We start from the raw sequence: 18,289 nt of genomic DNA, 5'->3' as shown, positions 1-18,289 counted from the left end.
GCTACTGGGTGCGGTTCTCACCGCGGTAGTACTCGAAGACCCAGCCCCACAGACCGATCATGATGATCGGGACGGAGAAGTAGAGCAGCCACCAGCCGACCGCGACACCGAGGAAGGCCAGGGCGCCGCCGATGCCGAGCGACAGCGGCTGCCAGCTGTGCGGGCTGAAGAAGCCCAGCTCGCCGGCGTCGTCCGCGACGTCCGCCTCCTTGTTGTCCTGTGCCCCCGCGTCGACCCGCCGGGCGGTGAAGCCCAGGTAGAAGCCGATCATGATGCACAGGCCGAAGGCCAGGAAGAGCGCCGTGGTGCCGGCCGGCTCCTTCGACCACACGCCATAGACGACCGCCATGGCGAGGACGAAGACGCTCAGCCAGACGAACATCTTGCCCTGGATCTTCACTTGCCGGCCTCCTTGCTGCCCGCGATGGCGCTGGCGCCGTGGCCGCTGTGCTCCAGCTGCTCGAGCGCGGCGATCTCCGGGTGGTGCAGGTCGAACGCCGGGGATTCGCTGCGGATCCGCGGCAGGGTGAGGAAGTTGTGGCGCGGCGGCGGGCACGAGGTGGCCCACTCCAGGGAGCGGCCGTAGCCCCACGGGTCGTCGACGCCGACCGGCTTGCCGTACTTGGCGGTCTTCCACACGTTGTAGAAGAACGGCAGCACGGACAGACCGAGGACGAACGAGCTGATCGTCGAGATCGTGTTCAGGGCGGTGAACCCGTCGGCGGCGAGGTAGTCCGCGTAACGACGCGGCATGCCCTCGGCGCCCAGCCAGTGCTGGACCAGGAAGGTGCCGTGGAAGCCGATGAACAGCGTCCAGAACGTGATCTTGCCGAGCCGCTCGTCGAGCATCTTGCCCGTCATCTTCGGCCACCAGAAGTGGAAGCCGGAGAACATCGCGAAGACGACCGTGCCGAAGACGACGTAGTGGAAGTGCGCCACCACGAAGTACGAGTCGGAGACGTGGAAGTCCATCGGCGGCGAGGCCAGGATGACGCCGGTCAGACCACCGAAGGTGAAGGTGATGAGGAAGCCGGTCGCCCACAGCATCGGCGTCTCGAAGGACAGCGAGCCCTTCCACATCGTTCCGATCCAGTTGAAGAACTTCACGCCGGTCGGAACGGCGATGAGGAACGTCATGAAGGAGAAGAACGGAAGCAGCACGCCGCCGGTGACGTACATGTGGTGCGCCCACACCGTCACGGAGAGGCCGGCGATCGAGATCGTCGCGGCGATCAGGCCCATGTAGCCGAACATCGGCTTGCGGGAGAAGACCGGGATGACCTCGGAGATGATGCCGAAGAACGGCAGGGCGATGATGTACACCTCTGGATGGCCGAAGAACCAGAAGAGGTGCTGCCACAGCAACGCGCCGCCGTTGGCCGCGTCGAAGACATGTGCCCCGAATTTCCGATCCGCCTCCAGCGCGAACAGCGCGGCGGCGAGAACGGGGAAGGCCAGCAGGACCAGGACCGCGGTCAGCAGCACGTTCCAGGTGAAGATCGGCATGCGGAACATCGTCATGCCGGGTGCGCGCATGCAGATGATCGTGGTGATGAAGTTGACCGCGCCGAGGATGGTGCCGAAGCCGGAGAAGGCCAGACCCATGATCCACAGGTCGGCGCCGATGCCCGGCGAGCGGACCGCGTCCGACAGCGGGGAGTAGGCGAACCAGCCGAAGTCGGCCGCACCCTGCGGGGTGAGGAAGCCGCCCACGGCGATGGTCGAGCCGAACAGGTAGAGCCAGTAGGCGAACATGTTCAGCCGCGGGAACGCCACGTCGGGCGCGCCGATCTGCAGCGGCATGATCCAGTTCGTGAAGCCGGCGAACAGCGGCGTCGCGAACATCAGCAGCATGATCGTGCCGTGCATCGTGAACGCCTGGTTGAACTGCTCGTTCGACATGATCTGCAGGCCCGGACGGGCGAGCTCGGCGCGCATGAGGAGCGCCATGACGCCGCCGATGCAGAAGAACGCGAACGACGTGACCAGGTACAACGTACCGATGGTCTTGTGGTCGGTGGTCGTCAGCCACTTCACCACGACGTTGCCGGGCTGCCGGCGCCTGACCGGCAGCTCGTTCTCGTACGAGTCCTCAGCTGCGGAGGCACCCTGGGGTTCGTTGAGGATGCTCACAGGACGTTCGACTCCCGGTTCTTCTCGGGGCTCGTTTGCTCGATGCCGGCCGGAACGTAACCGGTCTGCCCGTTCTTGGCGATGTCCTTCAGGTGCTGCTCGTAGCGCTCCGGAGAGACGACCTTCACGTTGAACAGCATCCGGGAGTGGTCGACGCCGCAGAGCTCGGCGCACTTGCCCATGAAGGTGCCCTCGCGGTTGGGCGTCACCTGGAAGGAGTTGGTGTGACCCGGGATGACGTCCTGCTTCATGAGGAACGGCACCACCCAGAAGGAGTGGATGACGTCACGCGAGGTGAGGACGAAGCGGACCGTCTTGCCCTTGGGAAGCCAGAGGGTCGGGCCCGGGTTGTTGGTCTGCGGGTTCCGCTCACCGGGGGTGCCGCAGGTGTAGACGCCGCCCGCGTCGGCCGGGAAGTCCTTCTTGAACCGGTCGGGGATCGCGGCCAGGTTCTCGTCGGTCTTCGCGTCCCCGCTGGAACCGGCGACGTTCTCGATGTAGTTGAAGCACCAGCTCCACTGGAAGCCGACCACGTTGACCGTGACGTCGGGCTTCTTGTCGAGGCTCAGCAGCTTCGACTCGTCGCGCGCCGTGAAGTAGAACAGCACCGAGACGATGATGATGGGGACGACCGTGTACAGCGCCTCGATCGGCATGTTGTACCTGGTCTGCGGAGGAACTTCGACCTTTGTGCGGCTGCGCCGGTGGAAGAAAGCACTCCACAGGATCAGGCCCCACACCAGCACGCCGGTGGCCAGCGCGGCAGCCCAGGAGCCCTGCCACAGGGAGAGGATCCGCGGAGCCTCTTCTGTGACCGGGGTGGGCATACCAAGGCGGGGGAAGTCCTTGTATGTGCAACCGGTGGCGGTCGCCAGGACCAGGCCCGCGGTCATTGCCTGCAGCAGCTTCCGCCGCATCGGGCGCCGCGGCGAGCGGTCGGAGCCGTTGGGACTCACGTAGCGCCTTCCCGAGAGTCTCGCCCGCGCGGTTGGCTGCGGCCTGCCTTCTCGCTGGTCGGTCGCCGCCCTGCGTCGGGCAGGGGTTTGGATGTTTATGCGGACCAAACCCTAGCCGACGCCCTCCGGGGGGTCGCGGGGAGGGTGGCATACGCGCCGCCGGTCACCCCGAAGGGGTGGGGACGGGCGCCTAATAGGTCGTCAATGCGGGTTGTGCGGCGACTTCGGGCCGGTGCGGTCCGTTCACGCGGTTCCCCGCGCCGCTTCGCAGCTCCCGTACGTTCTACCGTTGGCGTGTGTCCTACTTCGACGCCGCATCCGCCGCTCCCCTGCATCCCGTCGCCCGTCAGGCCCTGTCGGCCTCGCTCGACGAGGGGTGGGCGGATCCCGCCCGGCTGTACCGGGAGGGCCGGCGGGCCCGGATGCTGCTGGACGCGGCGCGGGAGGCGGCGGCCGAGTCCGTCGGGTGCCGGCCGGACGAGCTGGTGTTCACGTCCTCCGGGACCCGGGCCGTGCATTCCGGGATCGCGGGCGCGCTGGCGGGTCGCCGGCGGGTCGGACGTCACCTGATCGTGTCAGCCGTCGAACACTCCTCGGTACTCCATTCGGCCGAGGTGTTCGAGACGGAGGGCGGGTCGGTGACCCGGACGCCGGTGACGCGGACCGGTGCGGTGACCGTCGAGTCGTACGCCGACGCCCTGCGCTCCGACACCGCGCTGGCCTGTCTGCAGTCGGCCAACCACGAGGTGGGCGCCGAGCAGCCGGTGGCGGCGGTGGCCGAGCTGTGCCGGGAGGCGGGAGTGCCGCTGCTGGTGGACGCGGCTCAGTCGCTGGGGTGGGGGGCCGTGGAGGGCCCCTGGTCGCTGCTGGCGGCGAGCGCGCACAAGTGGGGCGGGCCCTCGGGCGTCGGGCTGCTCGTCGTGCGCAAGGGCGTCCGGTTCGCACCGCAGGGTCCCCTGGACGAGCGGGAGTCGGGGCGGGCGGCCGGGTTCGAGAACCTCCCGGCGATCGTGGCGGCGGCGGCCTCGCTGCGGGCGGTGCGGGCGGAGGCGGCGGCCGAGGCGGAACGGCTGCGGAAGCTGACGGGGCGGATCCGCGCGCGGGTGGCGGACCTCGTCCCGGACGTCGAGGTGGTCGGGGACCCGCATCGACGGCTGCCCGGGATCGTCACCTTCTCCTGTCTGTACGTCGACGGGGAGGCGCTGCTGCACGAGCTGGACCGGGCGGGCTTCTCCGTGTCGTCCGGATCGTCCTGCACCAGCAGCACGCTGACGCCCAGCCATGTGCTGAAGGCGATGGGCGTGCTGAGTGAGGGAAACGTGCGGGTTTCGCTGCCGTCGGGGGCCGCCGAGGAGGATGTCGAGCGGTTCCTCGCCGTGTTGCCGGGGGCGGTGGCGGAGGTGCGGGAGAAGCTCGGGGCGCCCGTGCCGGTGGCCGCCGCCGAGGCACGCGGAGCACACGGGGTGCACCAGGACGCGCTCGTGGTGGACGCGCTGGGTCGGCGGTGCCCGATCCCGGTCATCGAGCTGGCGAAGGTCATCGGGGACGTGCCGGTGGGCGGCACGGTGCGGGTGCTGTCCGACGACGAGGCGGCCCGGCTCGACATCCCCGCGTGGTGCGAGATGCGGGGGCAGGAGTACGCCGGTGAGGAGCCGGCGGACCGAGGCGTCGCCTATGTGGTCCGCCGGCTGTCCTGAGTCAGGCCAGGTGCTTGCGGACCTCGGCGCCCGCCTCGTCGCCGTAGGCCTTGATGAAGCGCTCCATGAAGTGGGCGCGGCGCAGCTGGTACTCCTGGGTGCCGACCGTCTCGATCACCAGGGTGGCGAGCATGCAGCCGATCTGGGCGGCGCGCTCGTGGGAGACGCCCCAGGCGAGGCCGGAGAGGAAGCCGGCGCGGAAGGCGTCGCCGACCCCGGTGGGCTCGACCTTGGCCTCCTCCTGCGGGCAGCCGACCTCGATCGGGTCCTCGCCGGCGCGCTCGATGCGGACGCCGCGCGCGCCGAGGGTGGTGACGCGGTGGCCGACCTTGGCCAGGATCTCGGCGTCCGACCAGCCCGTCTTGGACTCGATGAGGCCCTTCTCGTACTCGTTGGAGAAGAGGTACGAGGCGCCTTCCAGCAGTATCCGGATCTCGTCGCCGTTCATACGGGCGATCTGCTGGGAGAAGTCGGCGGCGAAGGGGATCCCCCGGGACCGGCACTCCTCGGTGTGCCGGAGCATGGCCTCCGGGTCGTCGGCGCCGATCAGGACCAGGTCGAGGCCGCCCACGCGGTCGGCGACCGTCTTCAGCTCGATCAGCCGGGCCTCGCTCATCGCGCCCGTGTAGAAGGAGCCGATCTGGTTGTGGTCGGCGTCGGTGGTGCACACGAAGCGGGCGGTGTGCAGGGTCTCCGAGATGCGGACCGAGGCGGTGTCGACGCCGTGCCGGTCGAGCCAGGCCCGGTACTCGTCGAAGTCCGCGCCCGCGGCGCCGACCAGGATCGGGTCGGTGCCGAGCTGTCCCATGCCGAAGGCGACGTTCGCGCCCACCCCGCCCCGGCGCACGTCCAGGTTGTCGACCAGGAAGGAGAGCGAGACCGTGTGGAGACGGTCCGCGACCAGCTGGTCGGCGAAGCGGCCGGGGAACGTCATGAGGTGGTCTGTCGCGATGGAGCCGGTGACTGCGATGCGCACGGCGTGGACTCTCCTGAGGGGAGGGGGATTGACAGTTCACGCTACCCGGTCGGCTCGCGCCACTGAAGCAGCTGAAACTACCCGATAGTAGATCTTTCTTCGCGGGCCACGTCGTGCCTACCGTTCGAGTATGACGAACCTCAAGGTCCACGGCCCCGCTCCGGCCGATCTCGACGGCGACCTCGCGTCGCTGCGCGGCGACTGCGCGCGGATGGCTCCGCACTGGGCCGCCCCGGAGAAGATCACTTCCCGCCCGGTCTCCCCGTCACTCATCCACGGCGTGAACGTTCCCGCGGCGTCGGCGCGGCTGCTGGAGGCGATGCCGGAGTACGGCAACTAGGGCCTGCTGTTCGGATCACTCCGGGTTGCTCCCGGGGTGGTCCCCCGATATTTCCTTCGGTAGGGCGCGCGGAAGGGAACCGCGCGCTCCCCCGTCGCGTCCCATCGGCGTCCCTCGTGAAGGGGATGCGGGGTACGACAGCAGGGCAGCCGAAGGAGCGATGCGGTGAACACCGAGCGACCCGAGAACGACGACGCCGCGCGCGAGCCGGAGAACACGTCTTCCGCCGAGACGAAGGCGCGGGACGCCGAGCGGGCGCAGGAGGCCGAGCCGACGCGGAACGCCGAGCAGGCGCGCCCCCGCGACGCCGGGCCGGCGCAGGCCGAGGCCGACGCGGTCGACAAGGCCGAGGAGGCCGGGCCGGCGGATGCGGAGCCCGCTGCTTCGGACGAGGTCGTGGCGGAGGCCGGGGCCGTGCGGGAAGCGGGCGGCTCCGCCCCGGCCGACGGTCCGGACGAGGCTCGCGACTCCGACGAGATCGGCGACTCCGGCGAGGCCCGTGGCCCGGCCGAGGTCGAGGGCTCGGACGAAACCTGCGGCTCGGACCGTGTCGACGGCTCGAGCCCGGTCGACGGCTCGGAGAAGACCGTCGGGGTCGGCGTCGAGAAGGGCGCAGCCGCCCCGGGTGCGCCGGTCGCATCCGACGAACCCCGGGAGAAGGCCGGCGCCTCGGCGGAGGCCGCCGTCCCCGACGACGCCGACACCGCGACCGCCGCCGACTCGGTCGCGGCGGCGGCCCGGGACGGGGCCGGCGTGGCGCACGAGCCCGCAGCCGCGGACGGCGGACGCGGCCCCGGTCGCACGGAGCCCGTCGTCGGCGCGGCGGGCGGCGGATGGCCGGTTCCCGGCCCGCGGCGCCGCTCCCCCCTGCTCATCGCCTCCGTCGCGGCGGCCGTGCTGCTGGTGGGCGGCGGCGGGGCCTATCTGACCGCCGAGGCGACGGGCGGCTCGGGCGGCGGCCCCGGTTCGGGATCGCCTTCGGGCGACGGCTCCCCCGCCGCGCTCGTCCTGGACGACCACGCCGGGGGCAAGGGCGCCTCCCAGGGCTCCTCGAACGGCATCGCCCCCGGCGAGCCCGACCCCCACGGGGTGACCTACAAGGCCGCCGGCACCCTCCCCGACGGTCCCGACTCCGCGCCCGTGTACTGGGCGAAGGGCGCGGTCACGGCGGACGAGGCGGCCCGTCTGGCGAAGGCGCTGGGCATCGACGGCACGCCGGTGGCCGACGGCGAGGCCTGGCGGATCGGCGCCGGCGACAGCTCCGGGCCGGCGCTGCGGGTGAACCGGCAGGCGCCGGGCATGTGGACCTTCACCCGGTACGCCCCCGGCGCCGACAGCTGCACGTCGCTGAGCGACAAGTGCACCGGGACCCCGACGCCGGCCACCGACGACCCGGTGAGCGAGGCGGCCGCGAAGAAGGCGGCCGCGCCGGTCCTGAAGGCGCTCGGGCAGGACGACGCCAAGGTGGACGCGAGCCTGACCATGGGCGCGCAGCGCATGGTGAACGCCGATCCCGTGGTCGGCGGGCTGCCGACCTACAGCTGGACGACCGGCCTCGGGGTCAACGCGCAGGGCGAGGTCGTCGCCGGGAACGGGCAGCTGAAGCCGCCCGCCAAGGGCGCCTCCTACCCCCTGGTCAGCGCGCAGGAGGCGCTGGACGCGCTGAACGCGGCGCCGGGGTCCGACCACCGGATGGGCATCGGCGGCTGTGCCAGCCCGGTGCCGCTGAAGGACCGGCTGGAGAGCCCGTGCGGCGCGTCGACGTCCGCGCCGAAGCAGCAGACGGCGACCGTCGAGGACGCGGTGCTCGGGCTGGCCCCGCACACCTCCGGCGGCCGGCAGGTGCTCGTGCCGTCCTGGCTGTTCGCCGTGAAGGCGGCGGGGGGCGCGGACGGGTACACCGTGGCGCAGCCGGCCGTCGAACCGGCGTATCTCACGTCCCCCACGACGTCGGCCCCCACGCCGCGGCCGTCCGGCTCCTCGGGCACCCGTGACGTGCAGGTGGACGGCTACTCCGCCGAGGGCAGGGAGCTGACCGTCGGCTTCACCGGCGGGGTCTGCGCCGACTACAAGGCGACGGCGACGGAGAGCTCGGACGAGGTGAAGGTCACCGTCACGGAGACGCCCTGGCCGGACAAGGTCTGCATCCTGATCGCCAAGGAGTACCACCAGGTCGTGCAGCTGGACGCACCGCTGGGCGCCCGGAAGGTGGTCGGCTCGGACGGCGCGGGCGTTCCGCTGGAGAAGCCGGGGGCCCGGCTCCCGCAGACCCGCTGACCCCCTGGCCCGCTGACCCTTCGGGGGCGGCGCCGAACGGACGGGCTCCGCAGCCGTCCCCGGGTAGAGCACACGACGAAGGCGGCGGTCCCCTCGGAGGGGGCCGCCGCCTTCATGTGCCGGCTGCTGCGGTTCGCGATGGAATGGGCGAGGTCCTGGCTGGAGGTCCTAGCTGAAGGAGTCGCCGCAGGCGCAGGAACCCGTCGCGTTCGGGTTGTCGATCGTGAAGCCCTGCTTCTCGATGGTGTCGACGAAGTCGATGGAGGCGCCGCCCAGGTACGGGGCGCTCATGCGGTCGGTGACGACCTTGACGCCGTCGAAGTCCTTGACCACGTCGCCGTCGAGCGAACGCTCGTCGAAGAAGAGCTGGTAGCGCAGGCCGGAGCAGCCGCCGGGCTGAACGGCGACGCGCAGCGCCAGGTCGTCGCGGCCTTCCTGGTCGAGCAGGGCCTTGACCTTCGCCGCAGCGGCGTCGGACAGGAGGATGCCGTCGCTGACAGTGGTCTTCTCGTCCGATACGGACATCTACATCTCTCCCGGGTTGTACGGAGACTGCTTGCCGACGTGTCCAACCGCCGGGACCGCGGATTCATTCCGGGGCCGAGGACTCGCGTTTCCGTTTCTTTCCTCTTCTTGTCTTTCATGCTCGCACACCCGCGGTGGAGCGGACAGCGCCCTCCGGTCCGACGCGTGCCCGACGCCGGCCCGACGCCGGCCTGACGCCGATCCGGCGGACGGTCCGCGTTTCGGGATTCACGTCACATCGACGCAATGACCATCGTGAAAGTGCCGCGACGCGGGTTATGATAGATAACGTCAATTCGACGAAAAGTAGAAAGGGTGCGTGCCGTGACCACCGCCCAGCCCACGGAACTCGACGTACAGCCGACTCCGCTCGCCCTGTTGCTGCTCGGCCGTGAGGCCGACCCGAAGAGCGAGCGGGGCGTCGAGTGCCCCGGCGACCTGCCCTCGCCCTCGGACCCGGACCTGGTCGCGCGCGCCCGCGCGGCCAAGGAGAAGCTCGGTGACAAGGTCTTCGTGCTCGGCCACCACTACCAGCGCGACGAGGTCATCCAGTTCGCCGACGTCACGGGCGACTCCTTCAAGCTGGCCAGGGACGCGGCCGCCCGTCCGGAGGCCGAGTACATCGTCTTCTGCGGTGTGCACTTCATGGCCGAGTCCGCCGACATCCTGACCTCCGACGACCAGAAGGTCGTCCTGCCCGACCTCGCCGCCGGCTGCTCGATGGCCGACATGGCCACCGCCGAGCAGGTCGCCGAGTGCTGGGACGTGCTGACCGAGGCCGGCGTGGCCGACCAGGTCGTGCCGGTGTCGTACATGAACTCGTCCGCGGACATCAAGGCGTTCACGGGCCGGCACGGCGGCGCCATCTGCACCTCGTCCAACGCCGAGCGGGCCCTGGAATGGGCCTTCCAGCAGGGCGAGAAGGTGCTGTTCCTGCCCGACCAGCACCTCGGCCGCAACACCGCCGTGCGGGACATGGGCATGTCCCTCGAGGACTGCGTCCTCTACAACCCGCACAAGCCGAACGGCGGGCTGACCGCCGAGCAGCTGCGCGACGCGAAGATGATCCTGTGGCGGGGCCACTGCTCGGTGCACGGCCGCTTCAGCCTGGAGTCGGTCGAGGACGTGCGCGCCCGGATACCCGGCGTCAACGTGCTCGTGCACCCCGAGTGCCGGCACGAGGTCGTCGCCGCGGCCGACTACGTCGGCTCGACCGAGTACATCATCAAGGCGCTGGAGGCGGCCCCGGCCGGCTCCAAGTGGGCCATCGGCACCGAGCTGAACCTGGTCCGCCGGCTGGCGAACCGCTTCGCGCCCGAGGGCAAGGAGATCGTCTTCCTGGACAAGACGGTCTGCTTCTGCTCGACCATGAACCGCATCGACCTCCCCCACCTGGTGTGGACCCTGGAGTCGCTGGCCGAGGGCAAGCTGGTCAACCGCATCGAGGTCGACCGGGAGACCGAGCAGTTCGCCAAGCTGGCGCTGGAGCGGATGCTGGCCCTGCCGTAGCCGGACCGCCGTCGGGCCCCGAACGCACGATCGCCCCGACGGCCAGGTCACCGGGTCACCCCGCCTGGGGTTCCAGGTCGGGGTACTCGGGGTCCACGGTGAAGACGGTCCCGTCGGGGCTGAGCACGACCAGGGCGCCCCCGTCGAAGAACACGCGCGGCGCGGCATAGCCGGAGTCGACGACCCGCTCGGCCCTCGCGGCGGACTCCCACAGCAGTTCGCCCGTCGCGACGTCGACGGCGGCGACCCGTCCGGAGGCGCTGGCCGCGAACACCGTCTGTCCCCGCCCGTCGGCGGCGGGCCTGCCGGGCTGCTGAAGCGTCGTCGAGGTCTGCCACAGCTGCTTGCCCGTCCCGGGCGAGTGGGCGGCCAGCCGCCCCCGGGAGTCGGCGAAGCAGAGCACCCCGCCCACCAGCGCCACCTGCCCGCGCGGGCTGCCGGTCAGCTTCACCTTCCGCACGGCGCCGGTGCCCGGGTCGATCAGCAGGACCTCGCCGTACGCCGGCTCGTCGAACGTCCGCTGGCCTCGCGGGACCTGTGCGGTGAAGGCCAGATCGCCGTCGACGGCGCCGACGTAGTCGAGGTCGCCGTCCGGCACGCTCACCTTCCGGGTCGAGCCGTCGGCGGGATCCACGGCGTAGAACACGTTGCGCGACGGTGTGCCGGCGTCGGTGCAGTCGGCGTACGGGACGCCGTCCGCCTGCTGGAACTCACAGTGGTAGGTGGGCCCCGCGGGCACGGTGGCCGTCCAGCGCGCGGCGCCGCCGCGCACGTCGCGGGCGGTGACGCGGTAGCCGTCCGAGGTCAGCACGAGATCGCCGACGACCGCGGGGTCGACGGCGCCCGTCCCCGGCATCGGGCGCGACCAGAGCAGCTTGCCGGTGGCGGCGTCGAGGGCGAGCAAAGTGGCGCTCTGGTCGTTGCCCGCCTTGTTCATCACGACTTCCGACACCAGCAGCACGCCGTCGTGGACCCCGAGGACTCCGCTGTTGAACCGCACCTGCGACAGACCCCGCGGCAGGGACTCGGCGCGCCAGGCGATCCGGCCGGTCGCCCCGTCGACCCGGACCGGCAGGGTGCCGTCGCCGCCGCAGTACAGGGCGCTCTTGCCCATCGCGCAGGTCAGGGAGGCGTTGTCGGGCGCCCCGCCGCCCAGCGGCTTCTTCACCCCGGTCGCGGCGACGCCGTACACCGAGGTCTGCCAGGGCCGCCAGCCGCTCGGCAGGGGGTCCCGGTCGACGGAGAGCGCGTCGTCGCTGCTGTCGCTCGACTCCTCGGCCCTGCTGAAGGGGGTCACGTCGAGCAGCAGGTAGCCGGTGACGGCCAGGGCGAGGACGCCGGCCGTCCCGGCCAGGACCGGCCACCGGCGCAGCAGGGAGCGGCGGCCGGGGCGGGGATTTGCGGCCGCCCCGGCCGGACAGCCCGGTTCGTCCTCCGTCGCAGGCGGCGGCAGACGCAGGGACACCGTCTCCTGGTCTCCCGCCGCGGGCCCGGGCAGCACCCGGGCGAACTCCTCGGCCAGCTCCTCGAGCCCGGGCCGGCTGTCGGCGTCCTTGGCCAGACAGCGGGTGAGGACCGAGCGCAGCGGCTCGGCCACCGCCTCCACCTTCGGCTCCTCCTGCATCACCCGCCACGCCGTCAGATATGGGCTGTCCGCGTCGAAGGGGCCGCGCCCCGTCGCTGCGAACACCAGCAGCGCGGCGAGGGAGAACACGTCCGAGGCGGGGCCGACCGAGCGGGCGTCGGTCAACTGCTCGGGCGACATGAACGGCGGGGTGCCGATCATCTTGCCGGTCTCGGTGAGCGTCTGGTTCTCCGCCGCCCGGGAGATCCCGAAGTCGATGACGCGCGGCCCGTCGTGGGCCATCAGGACGTTGCCGGGCTTGAGGTCGCGGTGGACGACGCCGGCCCGGTGGATCTCCCGCAGCGCCTCCACCAGGCCGAGGGCGAGCCGGCGCAGTTCCGCGCCGCGCAGCGGGCCGTGGTCGCGGATACGGGCGGAGAGCGCGGGGCCCGACACGTACTGCGTGGCCATCCAGGGCCGGACGGCCTCCGGGTCGGCGTCCACGACCGGGGCGGTGAAGGCGCCGCTCACCTTGCGGACCACCGCGATCTCCTGCCGGAAGCGGGCGCGGAAGACCGGGTCCTCGGCGTACTGGGCGTGGACCACCTTGACGGCGACCTCACGCCCCGAGCGGGCCCGGCCGCGGTAGACGACGCCCATGCCGCCGGCCCCGAGCCGGTCGACGATCCGGTATCCGCCGAGCGCCTTCGGGTCGTCCTTGTGCAGCCCCACCGCGCCCGTCCCCTCCTGCGCAGATCTTCGATCAGATCGCTGAGAGGCCAGCATAGGGAAAGCCCCCAGGGGACGCAGAGCCGAGGGAAAGGGCTTCACCCGCCGCACACCGGAGCAGCCGCCCTCACTCCGCCCTCGGGCGCACCAGGCCCGACTCGTAGGCGATCACCACGAGTTGCGCCCGGTCGCGCGCGCCCAGTTTCGCCATGGCCCGGTTCACGTGCGTCTTGACCGTGAGCGGGCTGACCTCCAGCCGTTCGGCGATCTCGTCGTTGGAGTGACCGCCGGCGACCAGCACGAGGACCTCGCGTTCGCGCACGGTGAGCGCGCCGAGCCGGGCGGAACGGGCGGGGTCGTGGTCGTCGTCCGCGCCGCCCTGGGCGAGGAAGCGGGCGATCAGCCCCTTGGTCGCGGTCGGCGAGAGCAGCGCCTCGCCGCCCGCGGCGATCCGGATCGCGCTCAGCAGCTCCTCGGGCTCGCTGCCCTTGCCGAGGAAGCCGGAGGCGCCGGCCCGCAGCGACTGCACGACGTAGTCGTCCACCTCGAAGGTCGTCAGGATGACCACCCGGACGTGGCCGAGGGCCGGGTCGGCGCTGATCAGACGGGTCGCGGCGAGACCGTCCGTGCCGGGCATGCGGATGTCCATCAGGACGACGTCGACGGGCCCCTCCTTGGCCAGCCGCACCGCCTCCGCGCCGTCGGACGCCTCACCGACCACCTCCATGTCGGGCTCGGAGTCGACGAGCACGCGAAAGGCGCTGCGCAGCAACGCCTGGTCGTCGGCGAGCAGGACGCGGATGGTCATACGGGATCCTCTGCGGTACGGGGCTCTGCGGCACGGGACGGCTCCGTACGGGACGACCCCGTAGGGGACGGCTCGGTGCGGGACGCGTCCGTGCGGGGCTGCGGGGGGCGGCACCGCGCGGCGGGGAGCCGGCCGGGCGGGGGCTGCCCCGCGCCGGGCTCCACGGCACGGCTCCCGACGCGGCTCCCGGCCGCGCGGGTCTGCGCCTCGACGGCGCCGGTACGGGGCTTGACCGGCAGGATCACATGGACGCGGTAGCCGCCGCCGTAGCGGGGGCCGGTGGTGAGGGTGCCGCGCAGGGCCGTGACGCGTTCCCGCATGCCCAGCAGCCCGTGGCCGCTGCCCGCCGCCGGCGGGGCGTCCTCCGCGGGCTGCCCGTCGTCGAGGACCGTGACCTCGATGTTCGGCCCCACCCGTACGACGCTGACCTCGGCCTTCGCCGCCGGTCCGGCATGCTTTTGGACGTTGGTGAGGGCTTCCTGGACGACCCGGTAGGCGGCCAGGTCGACGGCGGCGGGGAGCGTGGTCCCGTGGTCGGCGCGGGCCACCTCGACCGGGAGTCCGGCGTTGCGGAAGGTGCCGGCCAGCTCGTCGAGGCGGTCCAGGCCGGGGGCGGGCTCGGTGGGGGCCTCCGGGTCGCCGGACTGGCGCAGCAGACCCACCGTCGCCCGCAGTTCGTTGAGCGCGGAGCGGCTGGCCTCGCGGACGTGCGCGAGGGCCTCCTTGGCCTGGTCGGGCCTCTTGTCCATGACGTGTGCGGCGACCCCGGCCTGGACGTTGACCAGGGCGATGTGGTGGGCGACGACGTCGTGCAGGTCGCGGGCGATGCGCAGCCGCTCCTCGGCGACCCTGCGGCGGGCCTCCTCCTCCCGGGTGAGCTCCGCCCGCTCGGCGCGGTCCCGGATGGCCTGGACGACCGCCCGGCGGCTGCGGACCGCGTCGCCCGCGGTGGCGCCGATGCCGGTCCAGGCGAGGATCCCGAGGTTGTCCTGGGCGTACCAGGGCAGCGGTCCGGCGAGCATGGCGGCGCCGGTGAGGACCGTCATGGTGAGCAGGCCGGCCCGCAGGGTGGTGGGACGGTCGGTGGCGGAGGCGACGGTGAAGAGGGCGACGACGGCGGACATCGCCACGGGGGCGCGGGGGTCGCCGGTGACGGACTCGGCCACGGACGCCGCGCCGGTGAGGACGAGGACCGTCATGGGGGCGCGGCGGCGCAGGACGAGGGCTGCGGCGCCGAGGGTCATGAGCAGCAGGCTGAGCGGATCCGGCGTGCGGATGCTCCGCTCGCCGTGCGGGTCGACGAGCGACCCGGCGAGCATGCAGAGGAGGACGCCCGCGGCGAGGAAGGCGTCGAAGGTCAGGGTGTGGGCCTTGAGCCGGCGCACGGCCCGGGAAAGGAGGGTCACTTTCTGGTTGCCGTCGCTTTCCTCGCCGTGGCCGGGGGCCGGCGCCCCCAGACCCCGCTGTCGGCCCTGACCGGGCCTCGCCCCCGGGACCGTCACTGGGAGGACGCGGACCTCACCCGGGGATCAGACCGTCGTCGCTGAGCATCTCCCGGACCTCCTCCAGGCTCGCGTCCGGCGAGGGGAGGATGAGCTCGGAGGGCTCCAGCGCCTCGTCCGGCAGGGGTTCGCCGAGGCGGCGTACGGCGTCCAGGAGGGCGCCGAGGGTGCGGTGGAAGCCGTCCTCGTCGCCGCTCTCCATCTCCGCGAGGAGGTCGTCGTCCAGCTTGTTCAGTTCGACGAAGTGGGAGTCGGCCAGTTCCCACTGGCCCTCCCCCATGATCCGTACGATCACGTCGCCCTCCTCGGCTCCGGGCCCCGGCGCCGGGCTACTGCTTGTCGAAGCGCGGGGTGTCCTGCGGCTGCTGCTGGGACTGCGGCCGGCCCGTGCCGCCCTCGATGGCCTGCTGGCCCGCGGACGGGCCGCCGGCGAGCTCGGCCTTCATGCGCTGCAGCTCCAGCTCCACATCCGTACCACCGGAGAGCCGGTCCAGCTCGGTCTGGATGTCGTCCCTCGCGATGCCCGTCGGGTCGTCCAGGGCGCCGGAGGCGAGGAGCTCGTCGAGGGCCCCGGCCCTGGCCTGGAGCTGGGCGGTCTTGTCCTCGGCGCGCTGGATGGCCAGACCGACGTCGCCCATCTCCTCGGAGATGCCGGAGAAGGCCTCGCCGATGCGGGTCTGGGCCTGGGCGGCGGTGTAGGTGGCCTTGATGGTCTCCTTCTTCGTACGGAAGGCGTCCACCTTGGCCTGCAGGCGCTGGGCCGCGAGAGTGAGCTTCTCCTCCTCGCCCTGGAGCGTGGCGTGCTGCGTCTCCAGGTCGGTGACCTGCTGCTGGAGGGCGGCGCGGCGGGAGAGCGCCTCGCGGGCGAGGTCCTCGCGGCCGAGCGCGAGCGCCTTGCGGCCCTGGTCCTCCAGCTTGGAGGACTGCGACTGGAGCTGGTTCAGCTGCAGCTCCAGACGCTTGCGCGAGGTGGCGACGTCGGCGACGCCGCGGCGGACCTTCTGCAGGAGCTCCAGCTGCTTCTGGTACGAGTAGTCGAGGGTTTCGCGCGGGTCCTCGGCCCGGTCAAGGGCCTTGTTCGCCTTCGCGCGGAAGATCATCCCCATACGCTTCATGACACCGCTCATGGGCTTCGCGCGCCCCCTTCTGACGGACTCCGGCTCTCAGGTCTGCGACAGAACCCACAGTACGGGCCCTGCCTCCATTGACGCACTGTTCGGGGGCGGATGCGCTCCTCCCCAAGGACGACTGACGGGGCCCGGGCTCCGGCGTGAGGAGTAGGTGACGGTCAGGGTGCGCGACGCGCCGCCCTTCGCCCCTCTTCCTCGCACTCGCCCGGTCTGTCCCTTCTACAGACGACTGGTGTTGCCGGATCGTTCCCGTCCGGGCTGGGGTCCATGCCCAGAAGCGCTTACGCTTGGGTTTTGTGTTCCGTAGCCGTGCCAAGGAAGAGAAGGCCCCCGCCGACGCGGTGGTGACCGACTCCAAGCAGCCCCGTGACCCTCAGGCGAAGAAGGGCAGGCCCACGCCCAAGCGCAGTGAGGCCCAGACCCAGCGCCGCAGCGTCGCCAACACCTCGACGTCGCGCAAGGACGCCGCCAAGCGGCAGCGCGACGAGCGCCGCGCCCAGATGGAACGGCAGCGCCAGGCGCTGGCCGGCGGCGACGAGCGCTATCTGCCGGTCCGCGACAAGGGCCCGGTCCGCAAGTTCGCCCGCGACTTCATCGACTCCCGGTTCAACGTGGCGGAGTTCTTCCTGCCGATGGCCGTGGTCATCCTCGTGCTGAGCATGGTGCGGGTGGGCTCGTTGCAGACCATCGCGCTGCTGCTGTGGCTGGTCGTGATCGTCCTGATCGTGCTGGACTCGCTCATGACCGGCTTCCGGCTGCGCAAGCGGCTGACCGAGCGCTTCCCCGACCAGAACCGGCGGGGCGCGGTCGCCTACGCGCTGATGCGCTCGCTGCAGATGCGCCGGCTGCGGCTGCCCAAGCCGCAGGTCAAGCGTGGAGCGCAGCTCTGAGCACTGCGGCTTTCTCCGGGGGAGCGGCCGAGGCCTGGCTGAACAAGCTGGGCGGGCTGCGTGACGTCGTACGTCAGGAGCTGGTGGCCCGGCAGCTCGACGAGCAGATGGCGGGACGCTATCCCGTGGGACAGCGGCTGCGGGTCCTCGACGTCGGGATGGGTCAGGGCACGCAGGCGCTGCGGCTGGCCCGGCTCGGTCACCAGGTGACCGGTCTGGAACAGGACGCGACCATGGTCGCCGTGGCCCGCGAGGCCCTCAGGGGCGAGCCCGAGGGCATCCGGGAGCGGATGCGGATCATCGAGGGCGACGGCCGGGACACCGGGGTGCACTTCCTGCCCGGCAGTTTCGACGTGGTGCTGTGCCACGGCGTGCTGATGTACGTGGAGGCGCCGGACGCCCTGCTGGCGGGGCTCGGGCGGATGCTGGCGCCCGGCGGGCTGCTGTCGCTGCTGGTGCGCAACGCGGACGCGCTGGCCATGCGGTCGGGGCTGGCCGGGGACTGGGCGGGCGCGCTGGGCTCCTTCGACACCGTCTCGTACCGCAACCGGCTGGGCCTGGACGTGCGGGCGGACCGGCTGGCGACGCTGACCGACGCGCTCGCCGGGATCGGGGCGCCCCTTCAGGCCTGGTACGGGGTGCGGGTCTTCACGGACACGGCCGCGGACGACGCGGAGATCCCGGGCGACCTCGAGAAGCTGCTCTGCGCCGAGGAGCGGGCCGGGCGGACCGACCCCTACCGGCAGGTCGCGGCGCTGCTGCATCTGTGCGGGGTGCGCGGCTGAGCCGACGTCATCCGCTCGTTCGGGTGAACGTCCCCTCGCCGCACGGCGGGGGTGGACGGGGGCGGGACGGCCGGGGTCCGGCCGCCCCGCCGTACGGCTACGCCTCGTTCGCGCGCAGGCTCATCGGGCCGTAGATCTCGGTGGACTCCTCGAAGAGCCGCACCTGGTCCGCGCCGCCTTCGAGAAGGTCCTTCCAGACCTCTCCGATCCAGGACTCGGCGTCCCCCTGCGTGGTGAATTCGTCGGGCTGCACCGCGGGTTGGACCTCCGTCCCGTCGGCCTTCTCGAACCGCCACGTCCATGCCGCCATGTACGCCTCCCAGCTGTGACCACGTGCAGAGCAGAAGCCGGATCCAGGTCCGGCTTCCGCCCTGAGCCTAGGGCCTGTCCGGCGGCCCGTGCCGCAGACGCGGGATCTCGCCCGCTCCGGACGGGTCCGGGCCGGATGCGCGGGACCAGGTCGGACGC

At 71.9% G+C, this 18,289-nt stretch carries 17 protein-coding genes; 6 read left to right on the top strand and 11 right to left on the bottom strand.

Annotation, left to right across the window (positions count from 1 at the left end):
* Position 1: 1 nt before the first annotated feature.
* From ABT300_RS04300 to ctaC, 3 genes are read right to left on the bottom strand one after another with little or no spacing between them, the layout of a single operon-like run.
* Entirely contained in the window at positions 2 to 400 is a 399-nt protein-coding gene (locus tag ABT300_RS04300; protein ID WP_351671899.1) for a cytochrome c oxidase subunit 4, read from the bottom strand.
* Positions 397 to 2,133: an aa3-type cytochrome oxidase subunit I gene (gene ctaD, locus ABT300_RS04295; protein WP_351671896.1), complete on the bottom strand. Its 1,737-nt coding sequence runs from the start codon at positions 2,131 to 2,133 to the stop codon at positions 397 to 399. Before ctaD ends, ABT300_RS04300 begins: the two co-directional genes overlap by 4 nt.
* Complete coding sequence (gene ctaC, locus ABT300_RS04290) at positions 2,130 to 3,089, bottom strand: aa3-type cytochrome oxidase subunit II (RefSeq protein ID WP_351671893.1); 960 nt, start codon at positions 3,087 to 3,089, stop codon at positions 2,130 to 2,132. The genes ctaD and ctaC overlap by 4 nt, the downstream gene beginning before the upstream one ends.
* Before the next feature lie 296 nt (positions 3,090 to 3,385).
* Between ctaC and ABT300_RS04285 the strand changes: the two genes are divergently transcribed.
* Positions 3,386 to 4,786 carry a cysteine desulfurase/sulfurtransferase TusA family protein gene (locus ABT300_RS04285; protein ID WP_351671890.1) on the top strand — a complete coding sequence of 467 codons (1,401 nt, stop codon included), beginning with the start codon at positions 3,386 to 3,388 and terminating at the stop codon, positions 4,784 to 4,786.
* A gap of 1 nt (position 4,787) precedes the next feature.
* Here the strand turns inward: ABT300_RS04285 and ABT300_RS04280 are convergent, their stop codons facing one another.
* Positions 4,788 to 5,762 carry a carbohydrate kinase family protein gene (locus ABT300_RS04280; RefSeq protein WP_351671887.1) on the bottom strand — a complete coding sequence of 325 codons (975 nt, stop codon included), beginning with the start codon at positions 5,760 to 5,762 and terminating at the stop codon, positions 4,788 to 4,790.
* Between the two features lie 130 nt (positions 5,763 to 5,892).
* Here ABT300_RS04280 and ABT300_RS04275 point away from each other — a divergent pair, with 130 nt between their 5' ends.
* Positions 5,893 to 6,102, top strand: a complete 210-nt coding sequence (locus ABT300_RS04275) for a hypothetical protein (protein WP_351671884.1) — start codon at positions 5,893 to 5,895, stop codon at positions 6,100 to 6,102.
* 165 nt (positions 6,103 to 6,267) lie between these two features.
* Positions 6,268 to 8,379: a hypothetical protein gene (locus tag ABT300_RS04270; RefSeq protein ID WP_351671881.1), complete on the top strand. Its 2,112-nt coding sequence runs from the start codon at positions 6,268 to 6,270 to the stop codon at positions 8,377 to 8,379.
* 168 nt (positions 8,380 to 8,547) lie between these two features.
* On the opposite strand, the gene ABT300_RS04265 is transcribed toward ABT300_RS04270, so the two are convergent.
* Positions 8,548 to 8,904 (bottom strand): HesB/IscA family protein, encoded by a 357-nt coding sequence (locus tag ABT300_RS04265; protein WP_018848827.1) that lies wholly within the window; start codon positions 8,902 to 8,904, stop codon positions 8,548 to 8,550.
* A 315-nt stretch (positions 8,905 to 9,219) separates the two neighbouring features.
* Here ABT300_RS04265 and nadA point away from each other — a divergent pair, with 315 nt between their 5' ends.
* A complete protein-coding gene (nadA, locus tag ABT300_RS04260) occupies positions 9,220 to 10,413 on the top strand; it encodes a quinolinate synthase NadA (RefSeq protein WP_351671878.1) in 1,194 nt (397 codons plus the stop codon).
* 55 nt (positions 10,414 to 10,468) lie between these two features.
* On the opposite strand, the gene ABT300_RS04255 is transcribed toward nadA, so the two are convergent.
* The 5 genes from ABT300_RS04255 to ABT300_RS04235 form a co-directional block, all read right to left on the bottom strand.
* Positions 10,469 to 12,709 (bottom strand): serine/threonine-protein kinase, encoded by a 2,241-nt coding sequence (locus tag ABT300_RS04255; RefSeq protein ID WP_351671875.1) that lies wholly within the window; start codon positions 12,707 to 12,709, stop codon positions 10,469 to 10,471.
* A 124-nt stretch (positions 12,710 to 12,833) separates the two neighbouring features.
* Complete coding sequence (locus ABT300_RS04250; RefSeq protein WP_306953019.1) at positions 12,834 to 13,514, bottom strand: response regulator; 681 nt, start codon at positions 13,512 to 13,514, stop codon at positions 12,834 to 12,836.
* Positions 13,511 to 14,920 (bottom strand): sensor histidine kinase, encoded by a 1,410-nt coding sequence (locus tag ABT300_RS04245; protein WP_351671870.1) that lies wholly within the window; start codon positions 14,918 to 14,920, stop codon positions 13,511 to 13,513. Before ABT300_RS04245 ends, ABT300_RS04250 begins: the two co-directional genes overlap by 4 nt.
* 112 nt (positions 14,921 to 15,032) lie before the next feature.
* Complete coding sequence (gene pspAA, locus ABT300_RS04240; protein ID WP_351671867.1) at positions 15,033 to 15,311, bottom strand: PspA-associated protein PspAA; 279 nt, start codon at positions 15,309 to 15,311, stop codon at positions 15,033 to 15,035.
* Positions 15,312 to 15,345: 34 nt separating this feature from the next.
* The gene (locus tag ABT300_RS04235; RefSeq protein WP_107444392.1) at positions 15,346 to 16,143 is read right to left on the bottom strand and encodes a PspA/IM30 family protein; all 798 of its coding nucleotides are present in this window, start codon (positions 16,141 to 16,143) and stop codon (positions 15,346 to 15,348) included.
* Positions 16,144 to 16,442: 299 nt separating this feature from the next.
* On the opposite strand from ABT300_RS04235, the gene ABT300_RS04230 reads away from it, so the two are divergent.
* Both ABT300_RS04230 and ABT300_RS04225 read left to right on the top strand, forming a co-directional pair.
* A complete protein-coding gene (locus tag ABT300_RS04230) occupies positions 16,443 to 17,036 on the top strand; it encodes a DUF3043 domain-containing protein (protein ID WP_351671863.1) in 594 nt (197 codons plus the stop codon).
* 83 nt (positions 17,037 to 17,119) lie between these two features.
* Entirely contained in the window at positions 17,120 to 17,821 is a 702-nt protein-coding gene (locus tag ABT300_RS04225) for a class I SAM-dependent methyltransferase (RefSeq protein ID WP_351671860.1), read from the top strand.
* Positions 17,822 to 17,918: 97 nt separating this feature from the next.
* Here ABT300_RS04225 and ABT300_RS04220 read toward each other — a convergent pair whose 3' ends face one another.
* Entirely contained in the window at positions 17,919 to 18,131 is a 213-nt protein-coding gene (locus ABT300_RS04220) for a hypothetical protein (protein WP_319278890.1), read from the bottom strand.
* Positions 18,132 to 18,289: the final 158 nt, after the last annotated feature.

Origin of the sequence: Streptomyces sp. NPDC001027, assembly GCF_040299045.1 — a bacterium.
GTDB lineage: Bacteria > Actinomycetota > Actinomycetes > Streptomycetales > Streptomycetaceae > Streptomyces.
This window is presented reverse-complemented; position numbering and strand designations above follow the sequence as displayed.